Below are 23,726 nucleotides of genomic sequence, written 5' to 3' on the forward strand. Positions count from 1 at the left end.
GTCGCCGGCGTAGGCGTCGGAACGACCCCAGCGGCCCGGGATGTCGAGCAGCTCCAGACGGCCGAAGCCCCGGGGTAGGGCCGGGTTCACCAGCAGGTTGTCTCCGGTGGGTCGCAACCCGAGCATGGTGCCCAGCAGCATCAGCAGCGCGCCCGAGGACCACGACTGGGGGCGACCGGCCGACGGCAGTTGGACGGGGTACTTCGTGGTGCTGCGGTCGTAACCGGCGATCAGCTCCGGCACCGCCCCGCCGAGGGTCTGGGCCATGTCGAAGATGCCGGCAGCGATCCGCGCCGCGTGGGTGTCGAATCGGTAGTGCCGCAGCCCCGCCGCGATGAGCGCGTTATCCGACGGCCACACCGCCCCCAGGTGTGAGCCCACCGGGTTGTACGGACGCTGTCCGGTCGCGTAGGTGCGCACACCCCAGCCGCTGAACAGCCGCGGCCCGAGCAGGTGCTCGGCGATCGCCTCCGCGCGGTCGTCCGGCACGATCCCGCTCCACAGCAGGTGCCCGATGTTGGAGGACAGGGCGTCGACGGGTTCGCCGTACGGGTCGAGGGCCAACGCGTAGTACTCGTGCTGCGGCAGCCAGAAGTCCCGGTTGAACCGCTCCTTCAGCGCCGCCGCCTCCCGTTCCAACCGGTCGGCGTACCCGGGATCGTCCCAGAACTGGCGGGCCAGGCGGGCGCCGCGTCGTTTCGCGTCGTACGCGTAGCCCTGCAATTCGCAGGTGGCCCGCGGGAATGCCGGTTGCTGCCCATTCCCGGCGGCGATCGCGTCGCTGGAGTCCTTCCAGGACTGGTTGATCGTGCCGTGCCGCTCGTTGCGCCGCTGGTAGCGCAGGTACCCGTCACCGGTCAGGTCGCCGTACTCGTCGATCCAGTCCAGCGCCATCCGGGCCGGGTGGCGTAACTCGCGGACCAGGTCGGCGTCGCCGGACCAGCGTTCGTACTCGTCGAGCAGGACGACGAAGAGCGGGGTGGTGTCGGCCGCGCCGAAGTAGATGGCGCTCGGCCGTTCGGCGAAGGCCGCCGACTCGCCGTAGCGGAGCTGGGCCAGGATCTTGCCCGGCTCCTCCTCGCGGTCGTCGTCGAGCTGGCCGCCCTGCAACAGCGCCAGCATCCGCAGCGTGGCGGGGGTCAGCTCGGGGGTGAACGCCACCGACTGCAGGCAGGTGATGATGCTGTCGCGCCCGCAGAACGCCATGGCCCACGGCAGGCCACCGACCGGCACCCGCTCGCTGTAGGACAGGGGCCGGTACCGCAGCGCGGCCAGGGTGGCGAGGCTGCCCTGGTACGTCTCCTCCAGACCGGCCCGTTCGGACACCAACTGCGGCGCCCGGTCCAGCCAGGCCGCGAGGTCCTCACGCATCCCACCGCGGACGGCCTTCTGGTGCGATTCCAGGCTGGCGCGCATGTCCTGCCCGCCCTCGCCCCGGATGATCATCGCCAGGTGCAGGTCGGTCTCCCACTGCCCTTCGGGTGGGATGCGGATCCGGAACGTCATCCCCTTCTCGTCCACCTCGACCGGAGCGGTGCTGCTCACGGTGGTCTCGCGGACGAACCGCTGCCGCTCGTAGCGCAGGACGAGTTGGTGGCGTGCGGAGTCGGCCTCGATCCGCACGTCCCGACGTCGGGGGTCCCCGACCTCGACGATGTCGGCGAAGTCGCTGCCCATCTCCACTCGTACGCTGAACTCGGCGTGCTCCGACGAGTGGTTGAGCACGGTGATCTTCTCGTGGAAGCAGTCGTGGACCGAGCGGTGCCGGATGATCGACACGTCCGCGTCGACGTAGTGGCTCGCGGTGCCCGGCACCAGGAAGAACCGGGTCTCGAAGTACGTCATGTCGTCGCGGGAGAGCGCGTTGAGCCGTTCACCGTCGATGCTCAGCACCCAGTGCGACAGGAAGCGCGTGTCGAACGAGAAGAGACCGACGGGAGCGTGCGGGTCGACCTCGATGTCACCCTGGGCGTCGCTGATGGCGAACGCGTTGCCGGCGATGACGTGCACGAGTTCCTGCCTCATGGCCGCCGCCCTTCCCGTGCGGCCAGGGCGGCCCGCCCCAACTCGCGCGGATGACGGGCGCCGCGCGGCCCGGGGAAGATCCGCCTCAGCAGCATCAGCAGCCGGATGTCGCCCTGCACGGTCAGGTCGTTGCGCAGCATCGCGGTACCGGGAGGCAGCTCACCGTTGGCCAACTGGTCGAAGACCGCCCGGTCGGCGCGGACCACCAGGTCGGCGTCGTCGGCCGATCGGGTCACCCGGACGTGCTGGTCGGCGATCGTCAGGTACCAGTGATCGGTGCATCCGTCCCCGCGGATGTCCAGCCGCATCGTCCCGGTGGTCGTCTCCGGCAGGTCGGGACGCCGACCGGTGTCCAGCTCCTGCAGGTACCGCGCCGTCGACGTGCCCATCGCGTCGCCCCTCCCCCCGGTTCTCCGCAGGATCCCCCGGGCCGGGGTGAGCCCGGTTCACCCGGATGGGGTGACCCGGCGGAGGCGGGCCGCGCGGTCGTGCCCGTTTGCCGGCCGGCGAGGTGGGCAGCCACGGGCAGGTGGAGACGGACGGAGGAACCGGATGCGGGCGCTGCGGTTGCGGGAGTGGATGTCGAAGCCGGAACTGGTCGAGGTCGACGAACCGACGGCCGGGCCGGGACAGGTCGTGGTCCGCATCGGCGGCGCCGGCGCCTGCCACTCCGACCTGCACCTGATGGACGAGTTCGAGCCGGGAACCCTGCCCTGGAACCCGCCCTTCACGCTGGGGCACGAGAACGCGGGGTGGGTGCACGCGCTCGGTGACGGGGTGACCGGGCTGTCCGTCGGGCAGCCCGTCGCCGTCTTCGGCGCGTGGGGCTGCGGCACCTGCGCCCGCTGCCGGGTCGGCGTCGACCCCTACTGCGAGAACCCGGCCGGCGCCCCGGTGCCGAGCGGGGGTGGCGGGCTCGGCCTGGACGGCGGCATGGCCGAGTACGAGCTCGTCCCGGACGCCCGGCACGTCGTGCCGCTGCCCGACGGGTTGGACCCGGTGCACGCCGCGCCGCTCACCGACGCCGGGCTCACCCCGTACCACGCCATCCGGCGCTCCTGGCCCAAGCTGCCGCCGGGCAGCACCGCCGTGGTGATCGGTGTCGGCGGCCTCGGGCACGTCGGGATCCAGATCCTCAAGGCCACCACGGCGGCCCGGGTGATCGCGGTGGACACCCGGCCCGAGGCGCTGCGGCTGGCCGAGGAGTGCGGCGCCGACCGCGGCGTGACCGCCGGCCCGCACGCCGCCGAGGAGATCCGGCAGGCCACCGGGGGCCGGGGCGCGGACGTGGTGCTCGACTTCGTGGGTGCCGACGCCACCCTCGCGCTCGGTGTGGCGGTGGCCCGCACCGTGGGAGACCTGACCATCGTGGGGATCGGTGGCGGCACCCTGCCGGTGTCGTTCTTCGGCGTGCCGTACGAGGTGAGCATCGCGACGACCTACTGGGGGAGCCGCCCCGAGCTGGTGGAGGTGTTGGACCTCGGCGCCCGGGGCCTGATCCGGCCGGCCATCACCACATTCGCCCTTGAGGACGCGCTCGACGCGTACCGCCAGATGCGCGACGGCACGCTGGAGGGCCGCGCGGTGATCGTGCCCTGAGCCCGGCGGACGCCGCCGTCAGTCGGTCTCGACGAGACCGCGGAGGTAGGCGGCCTGGCCGACGTGCTGCAGGTCGTCCTCGGCGACGCTGACCAGCCGCACGCCGAGGGTGACCGGCGGATCCCACGACTCGTCCACGACGCGGTCCAGGTCCGCCGGGCCCAATCCGGTCACCAACGATCGGGTACGCGCCGACACCGCCGCGTAGTAGTCGATCAGCGCCTGGGCGCTCTCCGGGCGCACGGCCGCGACCTGCGCGGGTGAGTGCCCGAAGCCGGTGTCGTCGGGGTCCGGGGTGAGCCCGAAACGGCCCGCCCAGTCGCCGCTCACCCAAATCTGCTCGGCGTCGAGCAGGTCGGCGACGTGGTGGTCCTGCACGCGGGTGAGGTGCCAGACCAGCCATCCGATCGAGTTGGCACCCGGTCCGGGCCGGTGGAGCAGCTGGTCGGGGCTGAGGCCGTCGACCGCGGCGCGGACGAGGTCGGGCAGCCGGTCGTACATCTCGGTCAGCAGGTCACTCACATCCACGAGCCACGCCTCCAGATCGGTGTTCGATCAACGTACCGCCGACACGGGCGGTCAAACCCCTGCCGCTACGGTGATCACGTGGTCGCGGCGCTGGAGTTGTATCTGGACCCGGACGCCACCCGTCGGATCCGGGTGCTGTGGGACGCGCTGGAGGCCGAGGGCGTGCAGAGCATGCGCTCGCTGCTGGAGCAGCGCCACCGCCCGCACGTCTCGCTCGCGGTGGCGCCCCGCTTCGACCCGGGGCAGGTCGCCGCGGCGCTGCGGGGGACGGTCGTGGCGGCCCCGCTGCGGCTCGACTTCCAGCACGCCGGGCAGTTCGTCGGCCGGGTGCTGTGGCTCGGCCCGGCGCCCACCCCGGAACTGCTGGCGCATCAGCGGCTGGTGTACGACCGCCTCACCGCCGCCGGCATCCCCCTCGCGGAGCACTACCAGCCGGGCCGCTGGGTGCCGCACTGCACGCTCTCGATGCGGGTGCCGAACGCGCTGATGGCCGCCGCGGTGCGCCGCTGCCTGGAGGTGCTGCCGATGGCCGCGACGGTGGTCGGTGCAGCGCTCACCGACCATGCGCGCGGCATCGCCCACCCGCTGCCCTGACGGTCCGGGAGACCTTCGGCGTCCTCAGTGCACGAGCACGTCGGCGCGGACGCCCCGGGCGGCCAGGCGTGCGGAGCGCGTCATCCCACGCGTCGCCGTCGCGCCACCGTCGCCCCCAGCACTCCCGTGAACGTGAGCACTCCACCGGCCACCAGCAGCAGGCGCGGGCCCAGCGGGGCGAGCACCCCGGCCAGGCCGGTGCCGAGCGAGGCGGCGGCCACCTTGAGCGCCGCCGTCGACACGAACACCTGTGCCCGCACGGCGTCCGGCGCGTACGCCGACCGGGCGGCCAGGGTGGCCGTGAAGAACGGCGCGGTCGCCGCTCCGGCCAGCGCGAAGGCGGCGACCGCCACCGGGAAGCCCGGCACGGCGGCACAGAGCGCGACCGCCACCGCGCCGATCGCCGCCCATCGGACGGTGAGCCGCTCCGGCTCGCCGGTCAGCGGGAACACCGTGACCAGGAGCGCGGCGGCCAGGTTTCCGGCACCGTAGGCGGCGGCCAGCAGCGCACCGGAGACCGCCTCCCGGCCGAGGTCCGCCGCCAGCGCGACGGCGAGCACCGACATCGCCCCGCCGGTGACCGCGGCGACCGTGGTGACCCCCGTGACGCGGCGCAGCGGCCCCCGACCCAGCAGCGCCCGGAGTGCCCCGCGCGCGGCGGGCGCGCGGCCCGGCGGCCCCTGCCGTCTCGGCCCCGCCGTCGGGAGCGTGCCCACCAGAGCCGCCGCGACCAGGGTCGCCGCACCCAACCCGACCAGGCACATCCGAGGCCCGGCAACGGCGGCGAGCACCGCCACGGCGGCCGGGCCGGCGCTGCCACCCACCCCGTACGTCACCGCGTCCCAGCCCTGACCCCGGCGTTGCGCCCGCTCGTCCGCGTCGAGCAGCGCCGCCAGCCGGCTGCTCAGTCCCCCCGTCAGCAGCGGCCCGCAGGCCCCGGCCACGATCAGCAGCGCGGCCGGCACACCAACCGGCACCCGTCCGAGCAGCAACGCGGCCGCCGCGACCGCGACGGCGTACGTGGCGAAGCCGGCAGCCAGCAGGCCCCGGCCGTCCGCGGCCCGGTCCAGCCGCCGGGCGAGCACCGGCCCGAGCAGGTGTGGTGCGGTCAGGCAGGTGGCCAGCAACCCGCCGAGCAGCGCCGGACGGCTGGACCCGACCTCCGGGAGGGTGGCCAGCAGGATCACCCCCACCGCGGCACCGGCGTCGGCACCCCGTGCGAGCGTCGCCGCGACGAGGTAGTGGGGTAACGCTCGGCGTCCGCGAACGGCCGGCGCGACCGTGTCGAGAGAGCTGCTCACCCCTGCGCTGCTACCCGGCCCGGCCCGCGAACCAACATCGGGGCGTGATGTCCGGTTTGGCGGGCGACAGTCGGGAAACCGAAAACAAGCGGTGCGGATGCGGCCGCGCGTGGGATGGTTCGACATGGATGCCGTACCGGTGGTGACCTGCTCGCGCGTGGGGTGACCCGGCCGGTGGCGCGGGCGCACACACCGCGCCGCCCGCGGCGGCTTCGACGACGAGAGGCAGTGCCCATGCAGGCTCAGCGCAGGCCACCGCGCACGGAGCGGAGCCAGACCCGGGACGACCGGACCGGGGGCGGCATGACCGGGGCGGCCACGCCACTGACGATCTGGGCCGCTGCCGTGCTGCTCGGCCGGATCGGGGCGGGCGACGACGACAGTGATGACGAGCGGCACATCCTGCGCGGCATCGAGTGAGCACCGCCTCCCGGGGTCAGAGCCAGCCGCGCCGCTTGAAGACCAGGTAGAGGGTGCCGCAGACCAGCACCATGAGCAGCAGCGCGAACAGGTACCCGAAGCGCCAGTTCAGCTCCGGCATGTGGACGAAGTTCATCCCGTACACGGTGCCGATGAGGGTGGGAGCGAACAGGATCGCGGCCCAGGAGGAGACCTTCTTCAGCTCCTCGTTCTGCGCGTAGCTGGCCGCGGTGAGGCTGCGCATCTCCTCGTTCTGCTGCTGTGAGACGAGGGTGGCGTTGACGGTGAGGATGTTCTGCAACAGGTGCCGGAAACCGTCCACCCGTTCCACCACCTGGGTGAGGTGATCGGTCACGTCCCGCAGGTAGCGGCGCAGTTCCTCGTCGGAACTGCCGGCGCCGTCGGCCAGTGCGCCGAGCACGGTGAGCAGCGGGCGGGCGGCACGCTGGAACTGGATGACCTCCCGGCTGAGCCCGTAGATGCGCCGGCTGGCGTTCGGGTCACCGCCGAACACCTGGGTCTCGATCTCGTCGATGTCGTTCTCCAGACCGGCCACCACCGGCGCGTACCCGTCGACCACCTGGTCGAGGATCGCGTACAGGACGGCCTCCGGGCCGCGGGCGAGCATCGGCGCGTCGGTTTCCATCCGCCGCCGCACGGCGGCCAGGTCCGGGGCCTCGCCGTGCCGGACGGTGACCACGAATCCCGACCCGATGAACAGGTGCAGCTCGGAGAACTCGACCTCCTCCCGCAGGTCGTCGTAGCGGGCGGCGCGCAGCACCACGAACAGGGTGTCGCCGTACCGTTCCAGCTTGGGCCGCTGATGGGCGTTGATCGCGTCCTCGACCGCCAGGTCGTGCAGCCGGAACTCCCGGGCCAGTGAGGTGATCTGGTCGATGTCCGGCCGGTACAGGCCGATCCACGCCATCGCACCGTCCTGCTCCTGCTCCTGCAGGCAGCGGTACGTCTCGGCGAGGCCGGACGGCGACGCGAACCGGTGCCCTCGGATGTAGACGGCGCTGTCCGCCATGCCACCGGAGGGTGGGGCGGCCGGCTCGGCCGGTGGCGGTACGCCGACGCGGGTCTCGTGGACGTCGAGCTGGCGGCCGAAACCACCACCGGGGCGGAAGCGACGGTTGCCGGCCATGACCCGCCCCTCCCCGGTGACGTCCCGCCCGGCGGCCTGCCGACCCGACCGGACAGGTCGGTGCGGGGCGCCGGAGGCGCTGCATCCCCCCTGCCCCCGAGGCGAAACCCGACCTGGCGGTCCGCCCGTCGCGGACGGTGAGCGTGGTCATAACGACTGGACGATGCACCGGTCGCGGCTGCTAGCCTCGGCGCAGGTCATGAGCGCCAGCGCGAAGCCCCGGCTCGCTGGCCGGCAACCCTCCTCCGCGGTGGGGTGCCCCGGGTGAAGACCAGGCACCGGCAGGACGTCGGTGCAAGCGTGGCCTGGCACCCAGGTCAGCACAGACCCGGGAGACCGTATGCGCATCCTCAGCTCCACCCCAGCGGACGACCGCGTCGACCGGCGCTCGCCGGCACTGACCCGGCGTCGGCACGTGGACATGATGCGAATGTGCAGCGCGGCGTGTCGTCGCCGCACCGCGCACTAGCACGTCCCTCTTCCCGCACCCATTTTCCAGCGGTACGCCCACCGGGCGCACCGTCAACGGCGCGCGTCCGTGCCCGCCGTTGCGTACCCCTTCGGAGACACCTGTGCGATTCCTTCCTGCCCTGACCCGTGCCGCCGCCCTGGGCGCGGCCACCATCCTGGCCGCCACGGCGCTGACCGCCTGCGGCGACGACGCCTCGACCGACGAGGCCGCCAACCCGTACGGCCTGGCCCAGCCGGGCGTGCTGCGGGCCGGCACGCTGACCGACGCCCCGCCGAACGTGTACCTCAAGGACGGTAAGTTCACCGGCTTCGACAACGACCTGCTGACCGCGGTGGCCAACAAGCTCGGTCTCAAGGTCGAGTTCGTCGGCACCGACTTCTCCGCGCTGCTGTCCCAGGTCAACAACCACAAGTTCGACGTGGGCAGCTCCTCGATCACCATCACCGAGGCACGCAAGAAGACCGTCGACTTCGGCAACGGCTACGACTTCGGCTACTTCGGCCTGGACGTCCCCGCCGGTTCGCCGATCACCGGCTTCGACCAGCTCGCCGGCAAGCGGGTCGTGGTGGTCCAGGGCACCGTCCAGGACGACTACGCCACCGGCAAGCAGCTCAACCCGGTGCGGGTGCCGGACTACAACGGCGCGATCAACCAGCTCAAGGCGGGCACCGCCGACGCGTGGATCGCCCCCGCGGAGATCGGCGAGAAGTCGGCCGCCGACAGCAGCGGCAAGATCACTGTTGCGGCCAAGCAGCTCAGCCCGGCACCGACCGCGTACGCCGTGGCCAAGGGCAGCGACAAGCTGCGCGAGGCGCTCAACAAGGGCCTCGACGAGGTGATCGCGGACGGCACCTGGAGCCGGTTGCAGGCGCAGTACTACCCGGGTCGGCCGATCCCGGCGGACTTCAAGCCGGGCAGCGGCACCGTTGCGGCGCCCACGACGTCGGCGTCCGCGTCGGCCGCCTCCTGAACCGGTGACGAGCGAGCGGGGCGGTAGGAGAGGCGACCGATGGATCCGTTGAGCACCCTGTGGGAGACGTTCTTCGACGTCGACGCCATGCGTGAGGCGCTGCCCGAGATGCTGACCGTCGGGTTGCCGAACACGCTGATCCTGGCGGTCTCCGCCGCCCTGCTCGGCTCGGTGCTGGGCCTGCTGCTGGCCGTCGCCGGCATCTCCCGCAGCCGGTGGCTGCGCTGGCCGGCCCGGGTCTACACCGACGTGTTCCGGGGCCTGCCGGCCGCGGCGACGATCCTGCTGATCGGCGTCGGGCTGGCACCGCTGGGCATGCAGGTCTGGGGGCCGGACCCGTACCCGCTGGGCATCCTGGCGCTGTCGTTGATCGCGGCCGCGTACATCGGGGAGATCTTCCGCTCCGGCATCCAGTCGGTGGAGGCCGCGCAACTGGAGGGTGCCCGCGCCCTCGGTTTCTCCTGGTCCGACGCGATGCGGCTGGTGATCATCCCGCAGGGTGTCCGGCGGGTGCTGCCGGCCTGGGTGAACCAGCTCATCGCATTGATCAAGGACTCCAGCCTGGTCTACTTCCTCGGCCTGGTGGCCAGCCAGCGGGAGCTGTTCCGGATCGGGCAGGACTACGCGGCCACCACCGGCAACGAGTCCGCGCTGCTGCTGGCCGGGCTCTTCTACCTGGCCCTGACCGTGCCGCTGACGCACGTCGTCAACTGGATCGACGGGCGGCTGCGCCACGGCCGGCCGGCCACCGCGCCCGCCGACGAGGACGAGGACGACACCGACCCGGCGCTGGCCGGCGCCCCGGAAGGAGACCGGCGATGACCACCTCCGTCAGCCTGGAGGCTCGGGACGTACACCTCGCCTTCGGGCCGAACCGGGTGCTGCGCGGCGTCGACCTCACCGTGCGGCGCGGTGCGACGGCCTGCGTGATCGGGCCGTCCGGGTCGGGCAAGTCCACTCTGCTGCGTACCCTCAACCGCCTGATCGAGCCCGATCGCGGCGACGTGCTGCTGGACGGGCGCAGCGTGCTGGGCGACGACCCGGACGCGCTGCGGCAGCGGATCGGCATGGTGTTCCAGCAGTTCAACCTGTTTCCGCACATGACCGTGCTGCGCAACGTCACCCTGGCGCTGCGCCGGCTGCGCAAGCTCGGCGAGGACGAGGCGGACGCCCTCGCCCGCGCCCAGTTGGAGCTGGTGGGGCTGGCCGGCAAGGCGAACTCCCGGCCGGCCCAGCTCTCCGGCGGCCAGCAGCAGCGCGTGGCGATCGCCCGTGCATTGGCGCTGAAGCCCGAGGTGATGCTCTTCGACGAGGCCACCTCGGCGCTCGACCCCGAGCTGGTCAAGGGGGTGCTCGCGGTGATGGCCGACCTGTCCGCCGCCGGGATGACCATGGTGGTGGTGACCCACGAGATGGGGTTCGCCCGGCGGGTCGCCGACACCGTGGCCTTCATGGACCGGGGTGTGGTCCTGGAGGCCGGCCCGCCCGAGGCGATCTTCGAGCGGGCCGAGCATCCCCGGCTGCGTCGGTTCCTCGCGCAGGTGCTCTGAGCGCGGCGGCTCAGCCGGCCTGGCGGCGCAGGTGCGCGGCGAACGCCGTCGGATCGCCGAGCAGCACGAGGATGGCGTTGCGGTAGGCGACCGACGCCCACAGGTGCAGTTCCTCGTCGTCCAGCCCGCCGAACGCCGTCGACAGGGCCTTGCGTCGCCGCCGGTCGAGCACCTTGTGCGGACGCGCCAGCAGGTCACCCTCCCGGCGCAGCGCCTGCACGTAGGCGGCCACCGCGTCCTGGTAGTGCCGACCGGCGACCCGTTCCAGCAGGGTGAACTCGAAGACGTGCAACGCCGCCTCGGACTCCCAGTAGGCGCTGTCGCGCTCCGGTGCGGCCGCGACGTGCCGGCCCATCGCGTGCCGCGCCTCGTACAGCAGCAGCACGCCCCGGCCGGTGGTGCTCAACGGGCGGCGCGGCGCCGGCAGCCGTAGCGTCCGCACCGGCGCCGCGCCGACCAGGTCCACCGCCCCGGCGTACGACGGCATCCGCTGCGAGCCCGCGCCCAGCTCCGGCACCAGGCACGCCCGTTGCGCGTAGGCCAGCGGACCGCCGGTGGGCAGCGACCGCACCGCCGCGGCGTGCAGCTCGGTCAGCGGGCGGTCGTCCGCGGCCCGATCCGGAGCAACGGTGAGGACGAGACCACCGGCGCCGGGCACCGGCACGCCCAAGACGCAGGACGTGCGCAGGAACGCCCAGGTCGCCGCCGCCTCACGGACCCCGCTCGCCACGGCCTGCGCGTCGGCCCGCCAGTCCCGGGCGATGCGCAGCCGCTGCCGCAGGTCCGCCGTCGCGGCGGCGTCGTGCGGGTACAACTCACGCAGCGCCCGGGGCAGTGCTCCGGGGCGCAGATCCAGCAGGTCGCCCGTGGGTGCGGGCACCGCGTGCCGCGCGCAGTCGGCATCGGTGTGCGGGTCACCGTCGACGGCGTGGCAGTCACCGAGCCAGCTCTCCCCCGCCGAGCCCGCCCGTCGGGCGAACGCCAGATGAGGCAGTCGGCCGGTCCGCAGCACCGTCTCGTACTGCGGGCGGGCACGCCCGGCGCGCATGACGTCCAGCGGGAGCACCGGCGCGAGCGCCAGCACCGCCTCGAGGACCAGGCAGTGCGGGCAGGAGTCGCGTACGCGGTAGCGGCGCAGATGGTCGACGCCGGGCTGCTCCCACTGGACGCCGATGACGGCGTCGCCCTGCGCCATCAGGTACAGGAACTCCGTCGCGGTACGCGCACGGGTGACCGAGGTCAGCTCGTCGAGGAACTCCCGTTCGGTCACCACCCGCGGGTCGGCCTCGCTCGCCCCGGTGGTCATGGGCACCCCCTCGCGGATCGTACGCATCGACCGGAGCCGAACTGGTCCCCACCGTACCCGGCGCGGCGACGCCCGAGCGTCCGTAGCCGCGCCGGCCGACTTCCTGCGTTCAACGGCCGTTCGCCGTCGACGACTCCACCCGGCGGTGCCGCCGGTGCCCGGTCAGTCGTTGGGTCCGCGTCCCAGCAGCCGGATCTCCTCGTTGTCCAGAGCGGCCTGCAACTCCAGGAGCACGAGGTCGTCGATCTCGCGGTTGTCGCGAAGGCGGGTGACCTCCCGCCGTTTGTGGGCGAGGACCCCGAGGCGGAGTTCGCGTTCCAGCCGGCGTTCCTCGGCGGTGCGCCCGCCGGTCTCGTTGACGTCCTCCAGGTGCCGCTGGTATTCGGCCTGCAGCCGGCGTATCGACTCCTCTCCGGCACCGACCTCGGCGGCCACGTGCGGCACCGCGGCCAACCCCACCTGGGTGGCGCGCAGGCGGGCCTGCCGGGCCTCGTCGACACGTTCGGGGTCGCCGGCCAACCCGGCCCAGCGCACCACCAGCGGCAGGGTGGTGCCCTGCAGGATCATGATCAACACGATCACGAGGGCGGTGACGAAGATGATGAGGTCGCGTTCGACCACCGGTCGACCGGCGACCGTCATCGTCGGCACGGCCAGCGCGGCGGCGAGCGAAACCGCGCCTCGGAATCCGGACCAACCGGCCACGGTTCCCACCCGCCAGTTGGGCGGGCCCTGACTCGGGTCCACGACCCGGTGCCGCCGCAGCCTCGCCACCTGCGACGTCAGGTAGACGAAGGCCAGGCGGGTGCTGAGGACGACCAGCGTGACCACTAGCACGATGAACAGAGCCCGCTGCGGCGAGGTGCTGGAGATGCCCCGCACCGCGCGCGGGATCTGGGTGCCGAGCAGGACGAACAGCCCGCCGTTGATGAGGAACGTGGACAGGTCCCAGAACGCGTACGCCAGCACCCGGGACCGGGCGCGGATCACCCGCGGGCCGGCGTAGGCCAGCATCAGGCCGGCGACCACGACCGCCAGCACTCCGCTCGCGTGCACCGATTCGGCGAGCAGGAAGGCGCCAAACGGTGTCAGCACACTGAGCGCCCCCTCGCGCAGCGGATCGTCGAGTCGCTTACGGATCAGCACCACGGCGGCGCCGACCAGCAGACCGGCGACCACACCGCCGACACTGGCCCCGACGAACTCCTCGCCGATGGCGAGCGCCCCGGGTCTCGCGCTCTCGGTGAGCAGACCCACAGCCACCGCGAAGATCACCAGGGCGGTGCCGTCGTTGATCAGGCTCTCCGCGTGCAGCGTGGTGAGGAGCTTTCGGGGCAGCCGTTTGGCCAGGCCGGTGACCGCGGCGGCGTCGGTCGGCGCGAGGACCGCGCCGAGCACCCAGGCGGCGGCGGGGTTCACCCCGAACGCCTGCGCGGTCAGCGACACCGTGACCATGGTGAGCACCACGAGCACCACGGCGAGCAGCCCGATCACCGGCAGGTTGGCCCGGATCTCGCGCAGGCTGATGGTGAGGCTCTCCCGGTACAGGATCGCCGGCAGGAAGATCAGCAACACCAGGTCCGGTTCCAGGGTCAGCTCGGACAGCGGCGGCGCCAGCCCGAGCAGCACCCCGAACGCGATGAGCAGGACCGGCGGCGCGACCCGGTACCGGCCGCCGAGCGTGGTGCCTACCAGGACCGTGACGCCCAGCGCCACGATCAGGACGAGCACCTCCACGGCAAACCCCCCTCGATCCCCGGCCGACGACGCGTCGGTGGTTCCATCTGACCGCAACCGCCGGCCTGTTCCGAGCGAAACCGGCAAGTCGCCGCGGGCCGGGGACGGCGGTCAGCTCGGCGAGGCGGCGGCGCGGGCGCGGGCGGCGCGGCGGCGCGGGCGCGGGCGGCGCGGCGGTGCTGGGTGACGACGCGGCCGGGGTGTGGCGGGCCTGGGGCACCTGACCTGGCGCACCAGACGGTCACTTGTGGGCACTTCATGGCCGAGGAGGCACCGGCCGAGGTGGTCCGGGCACTGCACGCGCTGCTGGCCCGCTGATCGACCGACGGCCCGAGCAACTCGAATGTCACCCTGAGTTAGATATGTGACACTTTTCGTCACGGCGGATCCGAAGTGGCCGGGCCGCCGCACTCAGCCCCGCCGTTCGCCCGCACAAAAGGCCTTGACCTGCGGATCTGCCACGTTACACCAGGTGGACGCCAACCGGTCACCGGTGATACACAGGCAGATAGCGACAGCCAACGGCGGCAAGTCGGCTACCTCCTCGACCATCGACCGTTCACCCGCAACGCCGCCGACGGGCTCCGCCGCAGGACCGCACACCCGGTCACGACTCGCACGGCACCGGCCCACCGGCCGTTGGCGGACGACGGTCCTCGACCAGGGAGTTGCCGTGGTAAAACTACGAGTCCGGGCCAGGCACCAGCCGTTCGAGGTGGCCGCGCTCGTCACCACGCCCATCTGCGGCGTTCTACTGCTCGTGCTCGACGTTCGGCCGCCGTCGGTGCAGATGTCGATGCCCGAACCCATTCAGGTCGGCTGGGAGATCGCCCTGATCATCGTCGGTCTGGGCGGGCTGCTCGGCATCCTGTGGCCCGGCCAGTTCTCCACCGGCCTCGGCGTCGAACTCGCGTCCGTCCTGGTGCTCGGCACCATCACCGGCATGTACGCGGTGGCGTTGGTGGCGGTCGCCGGCCCGCAGGGTGTCGTCGCCGCGTCGTTGATCGCGGCGGTGCCGGCCGGGTCCTTCTGGCGGGCCGCCCAGATCGCCGTCGACCTGCGCTGCCTGGCCAAGGGCCACCAGTGCGCGACGCACCGACGGGTCGTGGGAGGTGTGACGTGATCACCGCACCGGCGCCCGAGGCACCGCACTGGGTGCAGATGCTGCTCAGCCTGCTCGGCGTTCTCGGCGGCACCACCGGCCTGGCCGCCATCGCCACCGTCGTGTCGCAGCGGGGCAAGTTCAAGGCCGACGCCGCCGACACCCTCACCGAGGCCGCCCTGACCCTGGTCCAACCGCTACAGGTGCGGATCACCGAGTTGGAGGGCGAGGCTTTGCACGCCCGATCGGAGCTGGGGACGCTGCGCGAGCAGGTCAACCAGTTGCAGTTCCTCGTCCGGGTGCTGAGCCGCACGCTCGACCGGTGGCGTACCGCGGTGCACGCCCCCGACGCCACCCTGCGCAAGATCCGCGCGGTGGTCGCGGAGTCCGAGCGGCTGTCGGAGGACCGGTGACGGTCACTTGAATCCGTCATACGCTCAGGCGCCACCCGGGCCACACCTACGGGGGCAGCCGCAGCACCGCGAGGGCCAGCAACGCCGAGCCATGGCTGTGCCCGGACACCAGATCGGGACAGGTGACACCGGGCAGCGCTCGGCTATCCGCCGGTCGCCCGTTCCGCGACCACCACCGAGATCCCGTCGAGGACGCGTTGCAGGCCGAACTCGAAGGCGTACTCCGGCCCGTACGCGGCGCCGTGCTGCTGCCCGGCCGCCGTGCCGACCCGGGATGCGGTCGGGTAGCTGTCGGGCGTCAGGAACGTCTCCAGCCAGGGCGCGTGCGACTGCCACCACTGGCCGTCGGTCATGCCGGTCTCCCGCTCCAGGTCGACCACCTCGGACGCGGCGCGCGCGGAACTCTTCACGTGCCCGAGGACGAGGGTGAGCACCGCGTCCATCTCGACGTCGGTGAGCCCGATGTCGGCGACCGCGCCGAGCTCGTAGTCGTACTTGGCCACCAGGTGCGGCCCGAGCACCGGACGGGTCGTCTCGGCCCGCAGCATCCACCGGTGACGCTGGTAGAGCGCCAGATTGTCGCGGGCGATCCGCTCCAGCCGTACCCGCCAGTCCCCCTCGACGACGGGACGCGGCATCTCGCCGTACACGGTGTCGATCATGACGTCGACGAGTTCGGCCTTGCCCGGCACGTAGGTGTAGACCGACATCGTGCCCACACCCAGCGCCTCACCGACCCGGCGCATGGTCAGCGCGTCGAGGCCCTCGGCGTCGGCGACGTCGATCGCGGCGCGGACGATCCGCTCGACGCTGAGCCCCTGCCCGGCACTGCGGCTGGTCGGCTCCCGGGTGCGCCACAGGATGGCCAGGCTGCGGGCCGGGTCCGCGGTCGCCTTGCGCTCACTCGCCATGGTGCGGCCATCCTACCAACGCGGGCGTACGACGTACGCCGCGCGCCGGCCGGGCACCCGGTCACTCGGTCGGCGGGGCGAGCGACCGCAGCCAGCGGTAACCGGCCCCGAGCGTGGCCGCGAAGGCGATCACCACGGCGTACGACCAGGCGTCCGTGCCGGCGGTCAGGTCACCGAAGCGGTGCGCGAGGAAGCCGACGAAGGTGGCCATGCCCAGCCCCGTCACCGCGGCGACCGCGCGCAGATCGGCCACCACCGCCGCGTACGCCCCGGCGGCGACGGACATGACCAGCGTCCGGGCCGGCAACTCCGCCGGGGCGAAGAGCACGCCCGCGAGCAGCGCGGCGCCGATCATCACCGCCCATCCGATCGCCACGCTCACCCCGGTGGGCGTCGGCTCCCCGACCACCGCGGTCCTCTGCTCCCGATCGACCACCACAGCACGCCTCCGGCGAGGGCGACGGCCCGTACCTCGGACCCGCCGACGGCCATACCAACGCGGGGACGCCGGCTCCGGCGAGGGTTTTCACGCGTCCACTACGCCGATCGACGCGATTGTGACGCCACGTTCACGCACCCGGGTGGGGTCAGAGCCCCTCGCGGTCGTCGGACAGCGCCGGGCCGGCGGCAGCGGGCACCAGGTGCCGCACCTCGGGTTCGCCGTCGGTGCACTCCCGGGCCCGTTCCTCGGCGGCGCGGTCCTCGCCGGTGAGCCGGCCGCCGTGCTGGCGCAGGTGCTCGTCCCAGGACGGCACCAGGTACACCTCGACGAACCGGTCCGTGGTCTCGGCCGGGCGGAACAGGCCCCAGCGCATCGCGCCGGTCCGCTGACGGGCGCCGCGGACCAGGTCCATGGCCGCCAGGAACGACTGTGTGCGCTCCGGTCGGACGGTGTACTGCACCGTCACCAGCACCGGCCCCACCCCCGGGTCCGGTTCGTGCGCCAGGTGCAGTTGCGGCCAGTAGGCGGCCGGTTCCCGGTTCACCGACCGCAGGTCCGGCAGCGGCCAGATCCGGCTCGTCACGGTGCCGATCAGCATCACCCCGGCCGCCGCGAGGTACGCGAGGACCAGCCCGGCCATGTCGGCCGCCAGACCCCACAGCAGGGCGCCGACGGCCTGCCCACCGGCGAAGCACACCTGGTAGACGGCCAGACCCCGGGCGCGTACCCAGGTCGGGAGGAAGAGCTGCATCTCGGCGTTGACGTTGGCCAGCACGGTCACCCAGGCCATCCCGGCGGGCAGCAGCGCGAGGAGCACCAGCGGCACCGCCCGCACGGTGCCGACCACGGTCAGCGCGACGGTGAACACCGCGCCGGCGGCCAGCAGGAGCTGGTTGGCCGACAGCCGGGTACGGATCACGGCCAGCAGCACGCCACCCGCGATGGCCCCCACCCCGAGGGCGGCCAGCAGCAGCCCGTACCCGCCGGAACCCAGCCCCAGCCGGCGGTTCGCCACCAGTGGCAGCAGTGCCCACAGCGCGCTGGCCGGGATCACGAAGACCAGCGCCCGGCGCAGCAACCGACGCACGGTCGGCGAGTGCCGGACGTAGCGGGAACCGGCGCGCAGCGCGGCGGTGAACCGTTCGGGCACGTCGACCGCGCGGGCGTTGCCGGGCCGCCAACGCCACAGCGCGTACGTGAAGATCCCGAACGCGACGGCGTTGAGCGCGAAGACCGGGGCGACACCGGTACGGGCGATCAGCACACCGGCCACCGCCGGCCCGACGGCCCGGGCCACGTTCACGCTGATCGAACCGAGTGCCGAGGCCGACCGGAGCTGCTCCTGGGGCACCAGCTCCGGGATCACCGCCGCCCAGGCCGGCAGGGTGAGCGCCTGACCGACGCCGAACGCGAAGGTGAGGGTGAGCAGCAGCGCCGGCGGCATCCGGTTGGTCAGGGTGAGCAGCGTCAACGCGACCGCCACCGCCACCAGGAACAGCTGCACGGCGATCAGCAGGTGCCGGCGGTCGAAACTGTCGGCGAGCACCCCGGCGGGCAGCGCCAGCAGCAGCACCGGCAGCAGACTGGCGGTCTGGACCAGCGCGACCAGCGTGGAGGCGTTGGAGTGGTGGATCAGCAGCCACTGCGCGCCGACCGTCTGCATCCAGGTGCCGATGTTGGCGGCGAGCAGGGCCAGCCACAGGTTGCGGTAGACCGCGGTCCGCAGCGGTGCCCAGGCGGAGGCCGGACGGTCGGCGGGTCCGGCTGCGGCCGTCACCACCGCCCGTCCGCGCGCAGCACGCGCTCGCCGGAGACGTAGAGGTCGTCGGGTTCGAGCAGCAGCAGCCGGACGACCTCGGTGGCGACCTGCTCCGGCAGGGCGTACACCTCGTCGAGGAATTCGGCGCCGACCCGTTCCTGCAGGCGGGTCGGCATCGGCCCGGGATGCAGCTGCATCACCTTGACCTGGTTGCTGTGCTGGGCCTCGGCCACCGAGTCGACGAGGCTGCTGCCGTAGCTCTTGGTGGCCCGGTACAACGGGATGCCCGGCCGGGGCGCGGCCAGCGCCATCGCGCCGATGTACACGACGTTGCCGTGGCCCTGCCGGTGCATATGCTCCAGCGCCTCCCGCAGCAGGTACGTGACGCCCAGAACGTTGATCTCCACGGCCCGCCGGATGTGCTCCACCGGGAGGTCCATCAGGTCGCCGCCCGCCCACATCGACGCGCAGGCCGCCACCCCGTCGATCGTGCCGTGGCGTCCCACCACCTCGGCGAACCCGTCGCGGACCTGCTCGTACGAGGAGATGTCGCAGACCGCCCCGTCACAGCCCAGCTGGTCGGTCGTCGCGGCGACCTCGGCCGGCACGTTGCCGAAGACCACCACCCGGTGCTCGTCCACCAGCAGCCGGGCCACCGCGAGGCCGAGCCCGCTGGTACCGCCGACCACCACGAAGGTTCTGGCACCCATGTCTCTCCCGCCGCCGCGAGCACACCTCACGCCGGACGCGTGATGGCGCGTCGTTCCCGTTTACGTGCCCTCCACACCCGTTGGGCCGGTAGTGCTGGGCCTACCCCAAGAGTGGATCTGGACGGCTGGGGTGGCCGGTCGTCCGCGATTAGCGTCTGCGGCATGACCCCCGAACACCCTTCTCGGCTGGCCGAGGCGCTGCGTCGCCACGACTGGCTGCTCTCCGCCTGGCCCTGGCGGGCGCTGGCCTACCTGGTCAGCACCGTCCCGATCGCCGGCGTGCTCAGCATCGGGCTGCTCGTCATCGTCGGACCCCTGCTGGCCGCCGTCAACGCGCTCCGGCTGCACGGCCGGCCGCCGAGCCTCGCGCTGATGCTGTTCCTGGCGACCAGCAGCCTCATCCTGCTGGCGTTGGCTCCGATCGTGAGCTTCCCGGTCGCCGCCGTCGAACGATGGCGGCTCAGACTCGTGGACGGCCGGCCGCTGCCCTCGCCGTCGTGGCCGGGCCTGGCCGCGCGCTACCGCAGCGCGGGGACCTGGCGGGAGGTGGCCTACCTGTTCTGGCTGGGCGGTGTGGCACCCATCGCGTACTGGGTGTTCCTCGTGCTGGTGCTGCTCGACCTCGGGATGATCACCAGCCCCTGGCTCGCCGGCGATCCCACCGAATCGGTCGTGATCCTGGGCCGGGTCGAGAGCACCGGCGAAGCCGTTCCGTACGCGATCGTGGGTGTGCTGCTCCTGCCGGTCTTCTGCTACGCGGGCGGCCTGCTCGCGGCCGTGCAGGCCGCCGTGGCCCGGTGGGCACTGGCCTGGCCGGTCGACACCGCGGCGCTGCGTGAGGTCGCCCGCTCCCGCACCCGCCTGGTCGGCGCGTACGAGGCCGAACGGCGCCGCATCGAACGGGACCTGCATGACGGCGCGCAGCCACGGCTGACCAGCCTCACCCTCCAGCTGGGCCTGGCCCGGCTGGACGTACCCGAGGACTCCCCCGCCGCCCGACCCCTCGCGGTGGCGCACGACCAGGCCCGGGGCCTGATGGTGATGCTGCGACAGCTGGTGCACGGCATCCGGCCGCAGAGCCTCACCGACCTCGGTCTCGCCGGCGCGGTACGCGAGCTGGCCGACGCGGCCACCGTCGCGGTGACCGTGCACGCGGACGTCGACGGCGAGCTGCCCGAGATCGTGGAGACCACCGCGTACTTCGTGGTGTCCGAGGCCCTGGGCAACGTGGCCCGGCACGCCGGGGCGACCCGCGCCGACGTGCGCCTCACCCGGGTCGGCGGTGACCTCGTGGTCGAGGTGTCCGACGACGGCGGCGGCGGCGCCGACCCGTCCCGGGGCACCGGCCTGACCGGCCTCGCCGATCGGGTCGCCGCCGTGGACGGTCGGCTGCTGCTCTCCAGCCCTCCCGGCGGGCCTACCCTGGTCCGCGTGGAGCTGCCGTGTCGCCGGTGACCCGGGTGGTGCTCGCCGAGGACGAGGTGCTGCTGCGGGAGGGCCTGGTCGCGCTGCTGACCCGCTTCGACTTCACGGTGTGCGCCGCCGTCGGCTCCGCGCCCGCCCTGCTGGACGCGGCCCGCGACCACCAGCCGGACCTGGTGCTGACCGACATCCGGATGCCTCCCGGCCGGCGCGACGACGGGCTGCGCGCGGCCGTCGCGCTGCGCGCCGAACGGCCCGGGCTCCCGGTCGTGGTGCTCAGCCAGTACGTGCAGACCGGGTACGCGGCGGCGCTGCTGGACAGCGGCGACGGCCAGCGGGTGGGCTACCTGCTCAAGGACCGGGTCGCCGAGGTCGCCGAGTTCGTCGACACGCTGCGCCGGGTCACCGCTGGCGGCACCGCCATCGACCCGGACGTGGTCCGGCAACTCCTGCACCGCCCGCGTGATCCGCTCGCCGCGCTGTCCGCCCGGGAACGGGAGGTGCTGGCGCTGCTGGCCGAGGGCCGCTCGAACGCGTCGATCGCCGCCCGGCTGCACGTCACCGAGGCGGCGGTCGGCAAGCACGTCGGCAACATTCTGCTGAAGCTCGACCTGCCACCCAGCGACGACACCAATCGGCGGGTGCTCGCGGTGCTCACCTACCTTCGCAGCGACCCGGCGGGCTGACCAGCGCCGGGCTGAGGTCGGGGCGTAGATTCGACCAGCGGTACCGGTGCCACCAGGGGCGCGGGCCGGCGAGACGGGGGTGTGGCATGGCGGAGGCGCTGCGGGTTGGCCTGCTGGGGTACGGGCTGGCGGGCCGGGTGTTCCACGCACCGCTGATCGCCGCGACGCCCGGGTTGCGGCTCGACGCCATCGTGACCCGCGATCCGCAGCGACGCGAGCAGGCCCGGCAACACTTCCCGGACGCCCGCCTGGTCGAGGACGCCGACGAGTTGTGGCGTACCCCGGAGGCTCTGGACCTGGTCGTGGTGGCGACGCCGAACCGGCAGCACGTGCCGATGGCGCGGGCGGCGCTCGCCGCCGGCCTGCCGGTCGTCGTGGACAAGCCCCTCGCGGCGACGGCGGCGGAGGGCCGCGCGCTGGTCGACGAGGCGACCGAGCGTGGGGTGCCGCTGACGGTGTTCCAGAACCGGCGCTGGGACGGCGACTTCCTGACCGTCCGCCGCCTCGTGGAGCAGGGCGAGTTGGGGCGGGTGCTGCGCTTCGAGTCCCGTTTCGAACGGTTCCGTCCGACGATCAAGCCGGGCTGGCGGGAGCTCGCCGGTCCCGAGGAGGCCGGCGGTGCCCTCTTCGACCTCGGCGCGCACCTCATCGACCAGGCGGTGCAGCTGTTCGGCCCGGTCGACCGCGTCTACGCGGAGGTGGACCGTCGCCGCGCGGGTGCGGCCGTCGACGACGACGCGTTCGTGGCGTTGACCCACGCGGGCGGGGTGCACTCGCACCTGTGGATGGGCGCGGTGACCGCTCAGCTCGGGCCGCGCCTGCGGGTGCTCGGCGACCGGGCCGGCTACACGACGTACGGGCTGGACGTGCAGGAGGCGGCGCTGCACGACGGCGGCCGACCGGACCAGCCGGGCTGGGGCGAGGTCCCGTCCGAGCGGTACGGCATGCTCGGTGTCGACGGCGACCTGCGACCGGTGCCGACCGTGCCCGGCGCGTACCAGAGCTTCTACCAGCAGGTGGCGGCGGCGCTGCGGGACGGCACGCCCATGCCGGTGGACCCCCGCGACTCGGTCGCCACCGTCGAGCTGATCGAGCTGGCGCACCGGTCCGCGGCCGAGGGCGTGGTGCTGCCGGTCCCGGCCTCCTGAGGCCACACCTCAACCAGTGGGTGCCGTCGCTGACGCCACTCACCACCCTGCCGCGGGAACACGTCGTCTGGGCAACAGCGTGTGCCGGTCCACCTGCCTGTTGAATCGCTGACAGCGTTTCGTCTGTGCTGAATACTGGTGCTGAGATGCACTGGGGAGGCATCTCAGAGGGCGGCACACAGCCAGCCGGCAGACGCCCGACCGGACGTCGTCGCCGCCTCCGTCAACCGGCTAGGTGGCGTCCCGTTCGGAGGGGGCGTCGTCCGGCACCCGCGCGTCATCGTCGGTCAGCGCGTCATCGGACGAGTTGGCCAGGTTGGCGAGCTGGCGCTCAGCCTCCCGGATCTCCTCGGCGAGCCTCGGGTTCTCCTCGGCGGATCCCTGCGACATGGCGACCTCCATCACGGATTCCGGACGGATACCCGACCTGACGGCGGAGACACGGGGCAGATCCGGACACCGTGGCGGCGGTGGCCGTCGTGGACAGGAACCCGTGTTGATCCATTGGACGGTAAGGTGCCGTCCAGTCCGCTCGGATGTGATCACAATCGTCATGTCGGAGAAGCGATCCCCGTTGATCCGCGGCAACAGAGCCCTTACCTGGAGATGGAGCAAGAGATGAGCAAGAGATTCAACGGCAGTTGCGCCTGCGGCGCCGTGACGTACGGGTTCGACAATGAGCCCACCTTCGTGGCGAACTGTCACTGTACGGACTGCAAGCGCGCCTCTGGTGGAGAGATGGCGACCTTCGCGCTGGTGTCCGACTCGGATTTCACCGTGTTCGGTGGCGAAACCAAAGGCTTCCCGTACCCCGCGAACCCGCAGACCTGCGCAGGCAACGGCCTGACCCGGGTATTCTGCGTCAACTGCGGCTCCCGGGTGTTCACCAACGAACTGGCTGACTTCCCGGGCGGGGTATTCGTTCAGGAGGGCACCCTCGACAACCTCACCGACTGGTTTGCGCCACAGGCGGAGATCTACACGTGGAGCCGCCAGCCGTGGATGCCGGCTCTCGACGTCCCGCAGCACGATCACGGCGTCAGCTGACGTTTCCGGTGTGACAAACGAGTGAGGAACCCATCTTCCCGAACTGACACGTTCTCCGGCGCCTGAGACGTCACAGCCACTCAGTCGAGCACCGGACCGGACCGGCGAGCGCGCCAGGCTGAGCCCGGAAGCGTCGCCGGCCCGGCCCGGTGCCGGATCAGCGCTGCTTTAACTCCTGCCAGGATGGGTGGGTGCCGCGCCAGGCGTCGGCGAGGATGGCCGCCGAGGCCCTGCTGGGGCACTGCTGCACCCGCTCACGACCCGACGCCCCACCGATCTGGGCGCGGACCTCCCAACCCTGCCCGTCAGTACGGATATACACGTCCCTGCGCCCGCGCGGGGTCGTGTCTCCGTTCCACCAGTGCTCCTCCACCTTCATTCGCCGACCGTATAGCAATTCCCGCGCCGAGGGTACGGCGCAGGTGTGCCCAGAGCGG

General features: G+C 72.6%; 26 protein-coding genes and 1 riboswitch. Of the genes, 13 read left to right on the forward strand and 13 right to left on the reverse strand.

Annotation, left to right across the window (positions count from 1 at the left end; all coding sequences use genetic code 11):
• Together F8271_RS06665 and F8271_RS06670 are read right to left on the reverse strand one after the other, a co-directional pair.
• Positions 1 to 2,025, reverse strand: a 2,025-nt coding sequence (locus F8271_RS06665) for a glycogen debranching N-terminal domain-containing protein (protein WP_151488771.1), incomplete at its 3' end; no start/stop codon positions are given.
• Positions 2,022 to 2,414, reverse strand: a complete 393-nt coding sequence (locus F8271_RS06670) for an SCP2 sterol-binding domain-containing protein (protein WP_151488772.1) — start codon at positions 2,412 to 2,414, stop codon at positions 2,022 to 2,024. The genes F8271_RS06670 and F8271_RS06665, both read right to left, overlap by 4 nt.
• Positions 2,415 to 2,577: 163 nt before the next feature.
• Between F8271_RS06670 and F8271_RS06675 the strand changes: the two genes are divergently transcribed.
• The gene (locus F8271_RS06675; RefSeq protein ID WP_151488773.1) at positions 2,578 to 3,624 is read left to right on the forward strand and encodes an NAD(P)-dependent alcohol dehydrogenase; all 1,047 of its coding nucleotides are present in this window, start codon (positions 2,578 to 2,580) and stop codon (positions 3,622 to 3,624) included.
• An 18-nt stretch (positions 3,625 to 3,642) separates the two neighbouring features.
• Here the strand turns inward: F8271_RS06675 and F8271_RS06680 are convergent, their stop codons facing one another.
• The gene (locus F8271_RS06680; RefSeq protein ID WP_151488774.1) at positions 3,643 to 4,152 is read right to left on the reverse strand and encodes a DUF664 domain-containing protein; all 510 of its coding nucleotides are present in this window, start codon (positions 4,150 to 4,152) and stop codon (positions 3,643 to 3,645) included.
• A 78-nt stretch (positions 4,153 to 4,230) separates the two neighbouring features.
• On the opposite strand from F8271_RS06680, the gene F8271_RS06685 reads away from it, so the two are divergent.
• Positions 4,231 to 4,746 (forward strand): 2'-5' RNA ligase family protein, encoded by a 516-nt coding sequence (locus tag F8271_RS06685; RefSeq protein ID WP_151488775.1) that lies wholly within the window; start codon positions 4,231 to 4,233, stop codon positions 4,744 to 4,746.
• An 80-nt stretch (positions 4,747 to 4,826) separates the two neighbouring features.
• Here F8271_RS06685 and F8271_RS06690 read toward each other — a convergent pair whose 3' ends face one another.
• Positions 4,827 to 6,047, reverse strand: a complete 1,221-nt coding sequence (locus F8271_RS06690) for an MFS transporter (protein ID WP_151488776.1) — start codon at positions 6,045 to 6,047, stop codon at positions 4,827 to 4,829.
• A 228-nt stretch (positions 6,048 to 6,275) separates the two neighbouring features.
• Here F8271_RS06690 and F8271_RS06695 point away from each other — a divergent pair, with 228 nt between their 5' ends.
• Positions 6,276 to 6,467 carry a hypothetical protein gene (locus tag F8271_RS06695; protein ID WP_151488777.1) on the forward strand — a complete coding sequence of 64 codons (192 nt, stop codon included), beginning with the start codon at positions 6,276 to 6,278 and terminating at the stop codon, positions 6,465 to 6,467.
• 16 nt (positions 6,468 to 6,483) lie between these two features.
• Here F8271_RS06695 and corA read toward each other — a convergent pair whose 3' ends face one another.
• Positions 6,484 to 7,614, reverse strand: a complete 1,131-nt coding sequence (gene corA, locus F8271_RS06700) for a magnesium/cobalt transporter CorA (protein WP_192580168.1) — start codon at positions 7,612 to 7,614, stop codon at positions 6,484 to 6,486.
• Between the two features lie 195 nt (positions 7,615 to 7,809).
• Positions 7,810 to 7,921: riboswitch (SAM riboswitch) on the forward strand.
• Positions 7,922 to 8,186: 265 nt separating this feature from the next.
• Between corA and F8271_RS06705 the strand changes: the two genes are divergently transcribed.
• From F8271_RS06705 to F8271_RS06715, 3 genes are read left to right on the forward strand one after another with little or no spacing between them, the layout of a single operon-like run.
• Positions 8,187 to 9,056 carry an ABC transporter substrate-binding protein gene (locus tag F8271_RS06705; RefSeq protein ID WP_151488778.1) on the forward strand — a complete coding sequence of 290 codons (870 nt, stop codon included), beginning with the start codon at positions 8,187 to 8,189 and terminating at the stop codon, positions 9,054 to 9,056.
• Between the two features lie 39 nt (positions 9,057 to 9,095).
• On the forward strand, positions 9,096 to 9,878 hold the full coding sequence (locus F8271_RS06710) for an amino acid ABC transporter permease (protein WP_151488779.1): 783 nt from the start codon (positions 9,096 to 9,098) through the stop codon (positions 9,876 to 9,878).
• The gene (locus tag F8271_RS06715) at positions 9,875 to 10,606 is read left to right on the forward strand and encodes an amino acid ABC transporter ATP-binding protein (RefSeq protein ID WP_151488780.1); all 732 of its coding nucleotides are present in this window, start codon (positions 9,875 to 9,877) and stop codon (positions 10,604 to 10,606) included. The genes F8271_RS06710 and F8271_RS06715 overlap by 4 nt, the downstream gene beginning before the upstream one ends.
• Positions 10,607 to 10,616: 10 nt before the next feature.
• Here F8271_RS06715 and F8271_RS06720 read toward each other — a convergent pair whose 3' ends face one another.
• Positions 10,617 to 11,939: a hypothetical protein gene (locus F8271_RS06720; RefSeq protein ID WP_151488781.1), complete on the reverse strand. Its 1,323-nt coding sequence runs from the start codon at positions 11,937 to 11,939 to the stop codon at positions 10,617 to 10,619.
• A gap of 135 nt (positions 11,940 to 12,074) precedes the next feature.
• Entirely contained in the window at positions 12,075 to 13,649 is a 1,575-nt protein-coding gene (locus tag F8271_RS06725; protein WP_151488782.1) for a Na+/H+ antiporter, read from the reverse strand.
• 183 nt (positions 13,650 to 13,832) lie between these two features.
• Here F8271_RS06725 and F8271_RS33775 point away from each other — a divergent pair, with 183 nt between their 5' ends.
• The 3 genes from F8271_RS33775 (at position 13,833) to F8271_RS06740 (ending at position 15,164) form a co-directional block, all read left to right on the forward strand.
• Positions 13,833 to 13,967 (forward strand): hypothetical protein, encoded by a 135-nt coding sequence (locus tag F8271_RS33775; RefSeq protein ID WP_255473649.1) that lies wholly within the window; start codon positions 13,833 to 13,835, stop codon positions 13,965 to 13,967.
• 355 nt (positions 13,968 to 14,322) lie between these two features.
• A complete protein-coding gene (locus F8271_RS32220; protein WP_192580169.1) occupies positions 14,323 to 14,772 on the forward strand; it encodes a hypothetical protein in 450 nt (149 codons plus the stop codon).
• A complete protein-coding gene (locus tag F8271_RS06740) occupies positions 14,769 to 15,164 on the forward strand; it encodes a hypothetical protein (RefSeq protein ID WP_225854198.1) in 396 nt (131 codons plus the stop codon). The genes F8271_RS32220 and F8271_RS06740 overlap by 4 nt, the downstream gene beginning before the upstream one ends.
• Before the next feature lie 143 nt (positions 15,165 to 15,307).
• Here the strand turns inward: F8271_RS06740 and F8271_RS06745 are convergent, their stop codons facing one another.
• From F8271_RS06745 to F8271_RS06760, 4 genes are all read right to left on the reverse strand, one after another.
• A complete protein-coding gene (locus F8271_RS06745; RefSeq protein WP_151488783.1) occupies positions 15,308 to 16,075 on the reverse strand; it encodes a TetR/AcrR family transcriptional regulator in 768 nt (255 codons plus the stop codon).
• 61 nt (positions 16,076 to 16,136) lie between these two features.
• Complete coding sequence (locus F8271_RS32960; RefSeq protein WP_225854199.1) at positions 16,137 to 16,511, reverse strand: hypothetical protein; 375 nt, start codon at positions 16,509 to 16,511, stop codon at positions 16,137 to 16,139.
• A 151-nt stretch (positions 16,512 to 16,662) separates the two neighbouring features.
• On the reverse strand, positions 16,663 to 18,297 hold the full coding sequence (locus tag F8271_RS06755; protein ID WP_151488784.1) for an MFS transporter: 1,635 nt from the start codon (positions 18,295 to 18,297) through the stop codon (positions 16,663 to 16,665).
• Entirely contained in the window at positions 18,291 to 18,986 is a 696-nt protein-coding gene (locus F8271_RS06760) for an SDR family oxidoreductase (protein WP_151488785.1), read from the reverse strand. The genes F8271_RS06755 and F8271_RS06760 overlap by 7 nt, the downstream gene beginning before the upstream one ends.
• 162 nt (positions 18,987 to 19,148) lie before the next feature.
• Here F8271_RS06760 and F8271_RS06765 point away from each other — a divergent pair, with 162 nt between their 5' ends.
• The 3 genes from F8271_RS06765 to F8271_RS06775 all read left to right on the forward strand — a co-directional run bounded on the left by F8271_RS06765 (position 19,149) and on the right by F8271_RS06775 (position 22,242).
• A complete protein-coding gene (locus tag F8271_RS06765; RefSeq protein WP_151488786.1) occupies positions 19,149 to 20,441 on the forward strand; it encodes a sensor domain-containing protein in 1,293 nt (430 codons plus the stop codon).
• A complete protein-coding gene (locus tag F8271_RS06770) occupies positions 20,429 to 21,094 on the forward strand; it encodes a response regulator transcription factor (RefSeq protein WP_151488787.1) in 666 nt (221 codons plus the stop codon). The genes F8271_RS06765 and F8271_RS06770 overlap by 13 nt, the downstream gene beginning before the upstream one ends.
• Positions 21,095 to 21,180: 86 nt before the next feature.
• Positions 21,181 to 22,242: a Gfo/Idh/MocA family oxidoreductase gene (locus F8271_RS06775; RefSeq protein ID WP_151488788.1), complete on the forward strand. Its 1,062-nt coding sequence runs from the start codon at positions 21,181 to 21,183 to the stop codon at positions 22,240 to 22,242.
• A gap of 231 nt (positions 22,243 to 22,473) precedes the next feature.
• On the opposite strand, the gene F8271_RS32225 is transcribed toward F8271_RS06775, so the two are convergent.
• Entirely contained in the window at positions 22,474 to 22,632 is a 159-nt protein-coding gene (locus tag F8271_RS32225) for a hypothetical protein (RefSeq protein ID WP_192580170.1), read from the reverse strand.
• A gap of 228 nt (positions 22,633 to 22,860) precedes the next feature.
• On the opposite strand from F8271_RS32225, the gene F8271_RS06780 reads away from it, so the two are divergent.
• Entirely contained in the window at positions 22,861 to 23,289 is a 429-nt protein-coding gene (locus tag F8271_RS06780; protein WP_151488789.1) for a GFA family protein, read from the forward strand.
• A gap of 157 nt (positions 23,290 to 23,446) precedes the next feature.
• Here F8271_RS06780 and F8271_RS06785 read toward each other — a convergent pair whose 3' ends face one another.
• On the reverse strand, positions 23,447 to 23,668 hold the full coding sequence (locus F8271_RS06785; protein ID WP_151488790.1) for a hypothetical protein: 222 nt from the start codon (positions 23,666 to 23,668) through the stop codon (positions 23,447 to 23,449).
• Positions 23,669 to 23,726: the final 58 nt, after the last annotated feature.

Origin of the sequence: Micromonospora sp. ALFpr18c (assembly GCF_008868155.1) — a bacterium.
Classification (GTDB): domain Bacteria; phylum Actinomycetota; class Actinomycetes; order Mycobacteriales; family Micromonosporaceae; genus Micromonospora.

What these genes read in the sequence shown, in the direction of transcription:
- F8271_RS06670 (WP_151488772.1), bottom strand. Translation starts at nt 2,414, where the DNA reads ATGGGCACGTCGACGGCGCGGTACCTGCAGGAGCTGGACACCGGTCGG.
- F8271_RS06675 (WP_151488773.1), top strand. Translation starts at nt 2,578, where the DNA reads ATGCGGGCGCTGCGGTTGCGGGAGTGGATGTCGAAGCCGGAACTGGTC.
- corA (WP_192580168.1), bottom strand. Translation starts at nt 7,614, where the DNA reads ATGGCCGGCAACCGTCGCTTCCGCCCCGGTGGTGGTTTCGGCCGCCAG.
- F8271_RS06710 (WP_151488779.1), top strand. Translation starts at nt 9,096, where the DNA reads ATGGATCCGTTGAGCACCCTGTGGGAGACGTTCTTCGACGTCGACGCC.
- F8271_RS06715 (WP_151488780.1), top strand. Translation starts at nt 9,875, where the DNA reads ATGACCACCTCCGTCAGCCTGGAGGCTCGGGACGTACACCTCGCCTTC.
- F8271_RS06720 (WP_151488781.1), bottom strand. Translation starts at nt 11,939, where the DNA reads ATGCGTACGATCCGCGAGGGGGTGCCCATGACCACCGGGGCGAGCGAG.
- F8271_RS06745 (WP_151488783.1), bottom strand. Translation starts at nt 16,075, where the DNA reads ATGGCGAGTGAGCGCAAGGCGACCGCGGACCCGGCCCGCAGCCTGGCC.
- F8271_RS06760 (WP_151488785.1), bottom strand. Translation starts at nt 18,986, where the DNA reads ATGGGTGCCAGAACCTTCGTGGTGGTCGGCGGTACCAGCGGGCTCGGC.
- F8271_RS06765 (WP_151488786.1), top strand. Translation starts at nt 19,149, where the DNA reads ATGACCCCCGAACACCCTTCTCGGCTGGCCGAGGCGCTGCGTCGCCAC.
- F8271_RS06775 (WP_151488788.1), top strand. Translation starts at nt 21,181, where the DNA reads ATGGCGGAGGCGCTGCGGGTTGGCCTGCTGGGGTACGGGCTGGCGGGC.
- F8271_RS32225 (WP_192580170.1), bottom strand. Translation starts at nt 22,632, where the DNA reads ATGTCGCAGGGATCCGCCGAGGAGAACCCGAGGCTCGCCGAGGAGATC.
- F8271_RS06780 (WP_151488789.1), top strand. Translation starts at nt 22,861, where the DNA reads ATGAGCAAGAGATTCAACGGCAGTTGCGCCTGCGGCGCCGTGACGTAC.
- F8271_RS06785 (WP_151488790.1), bottom strand. Translation starts at nt 23,668, where the DNA reads ATGAAGGTGGAGGAGCACTGGTGGAACGGAGACACGACCCCGCGCGGG.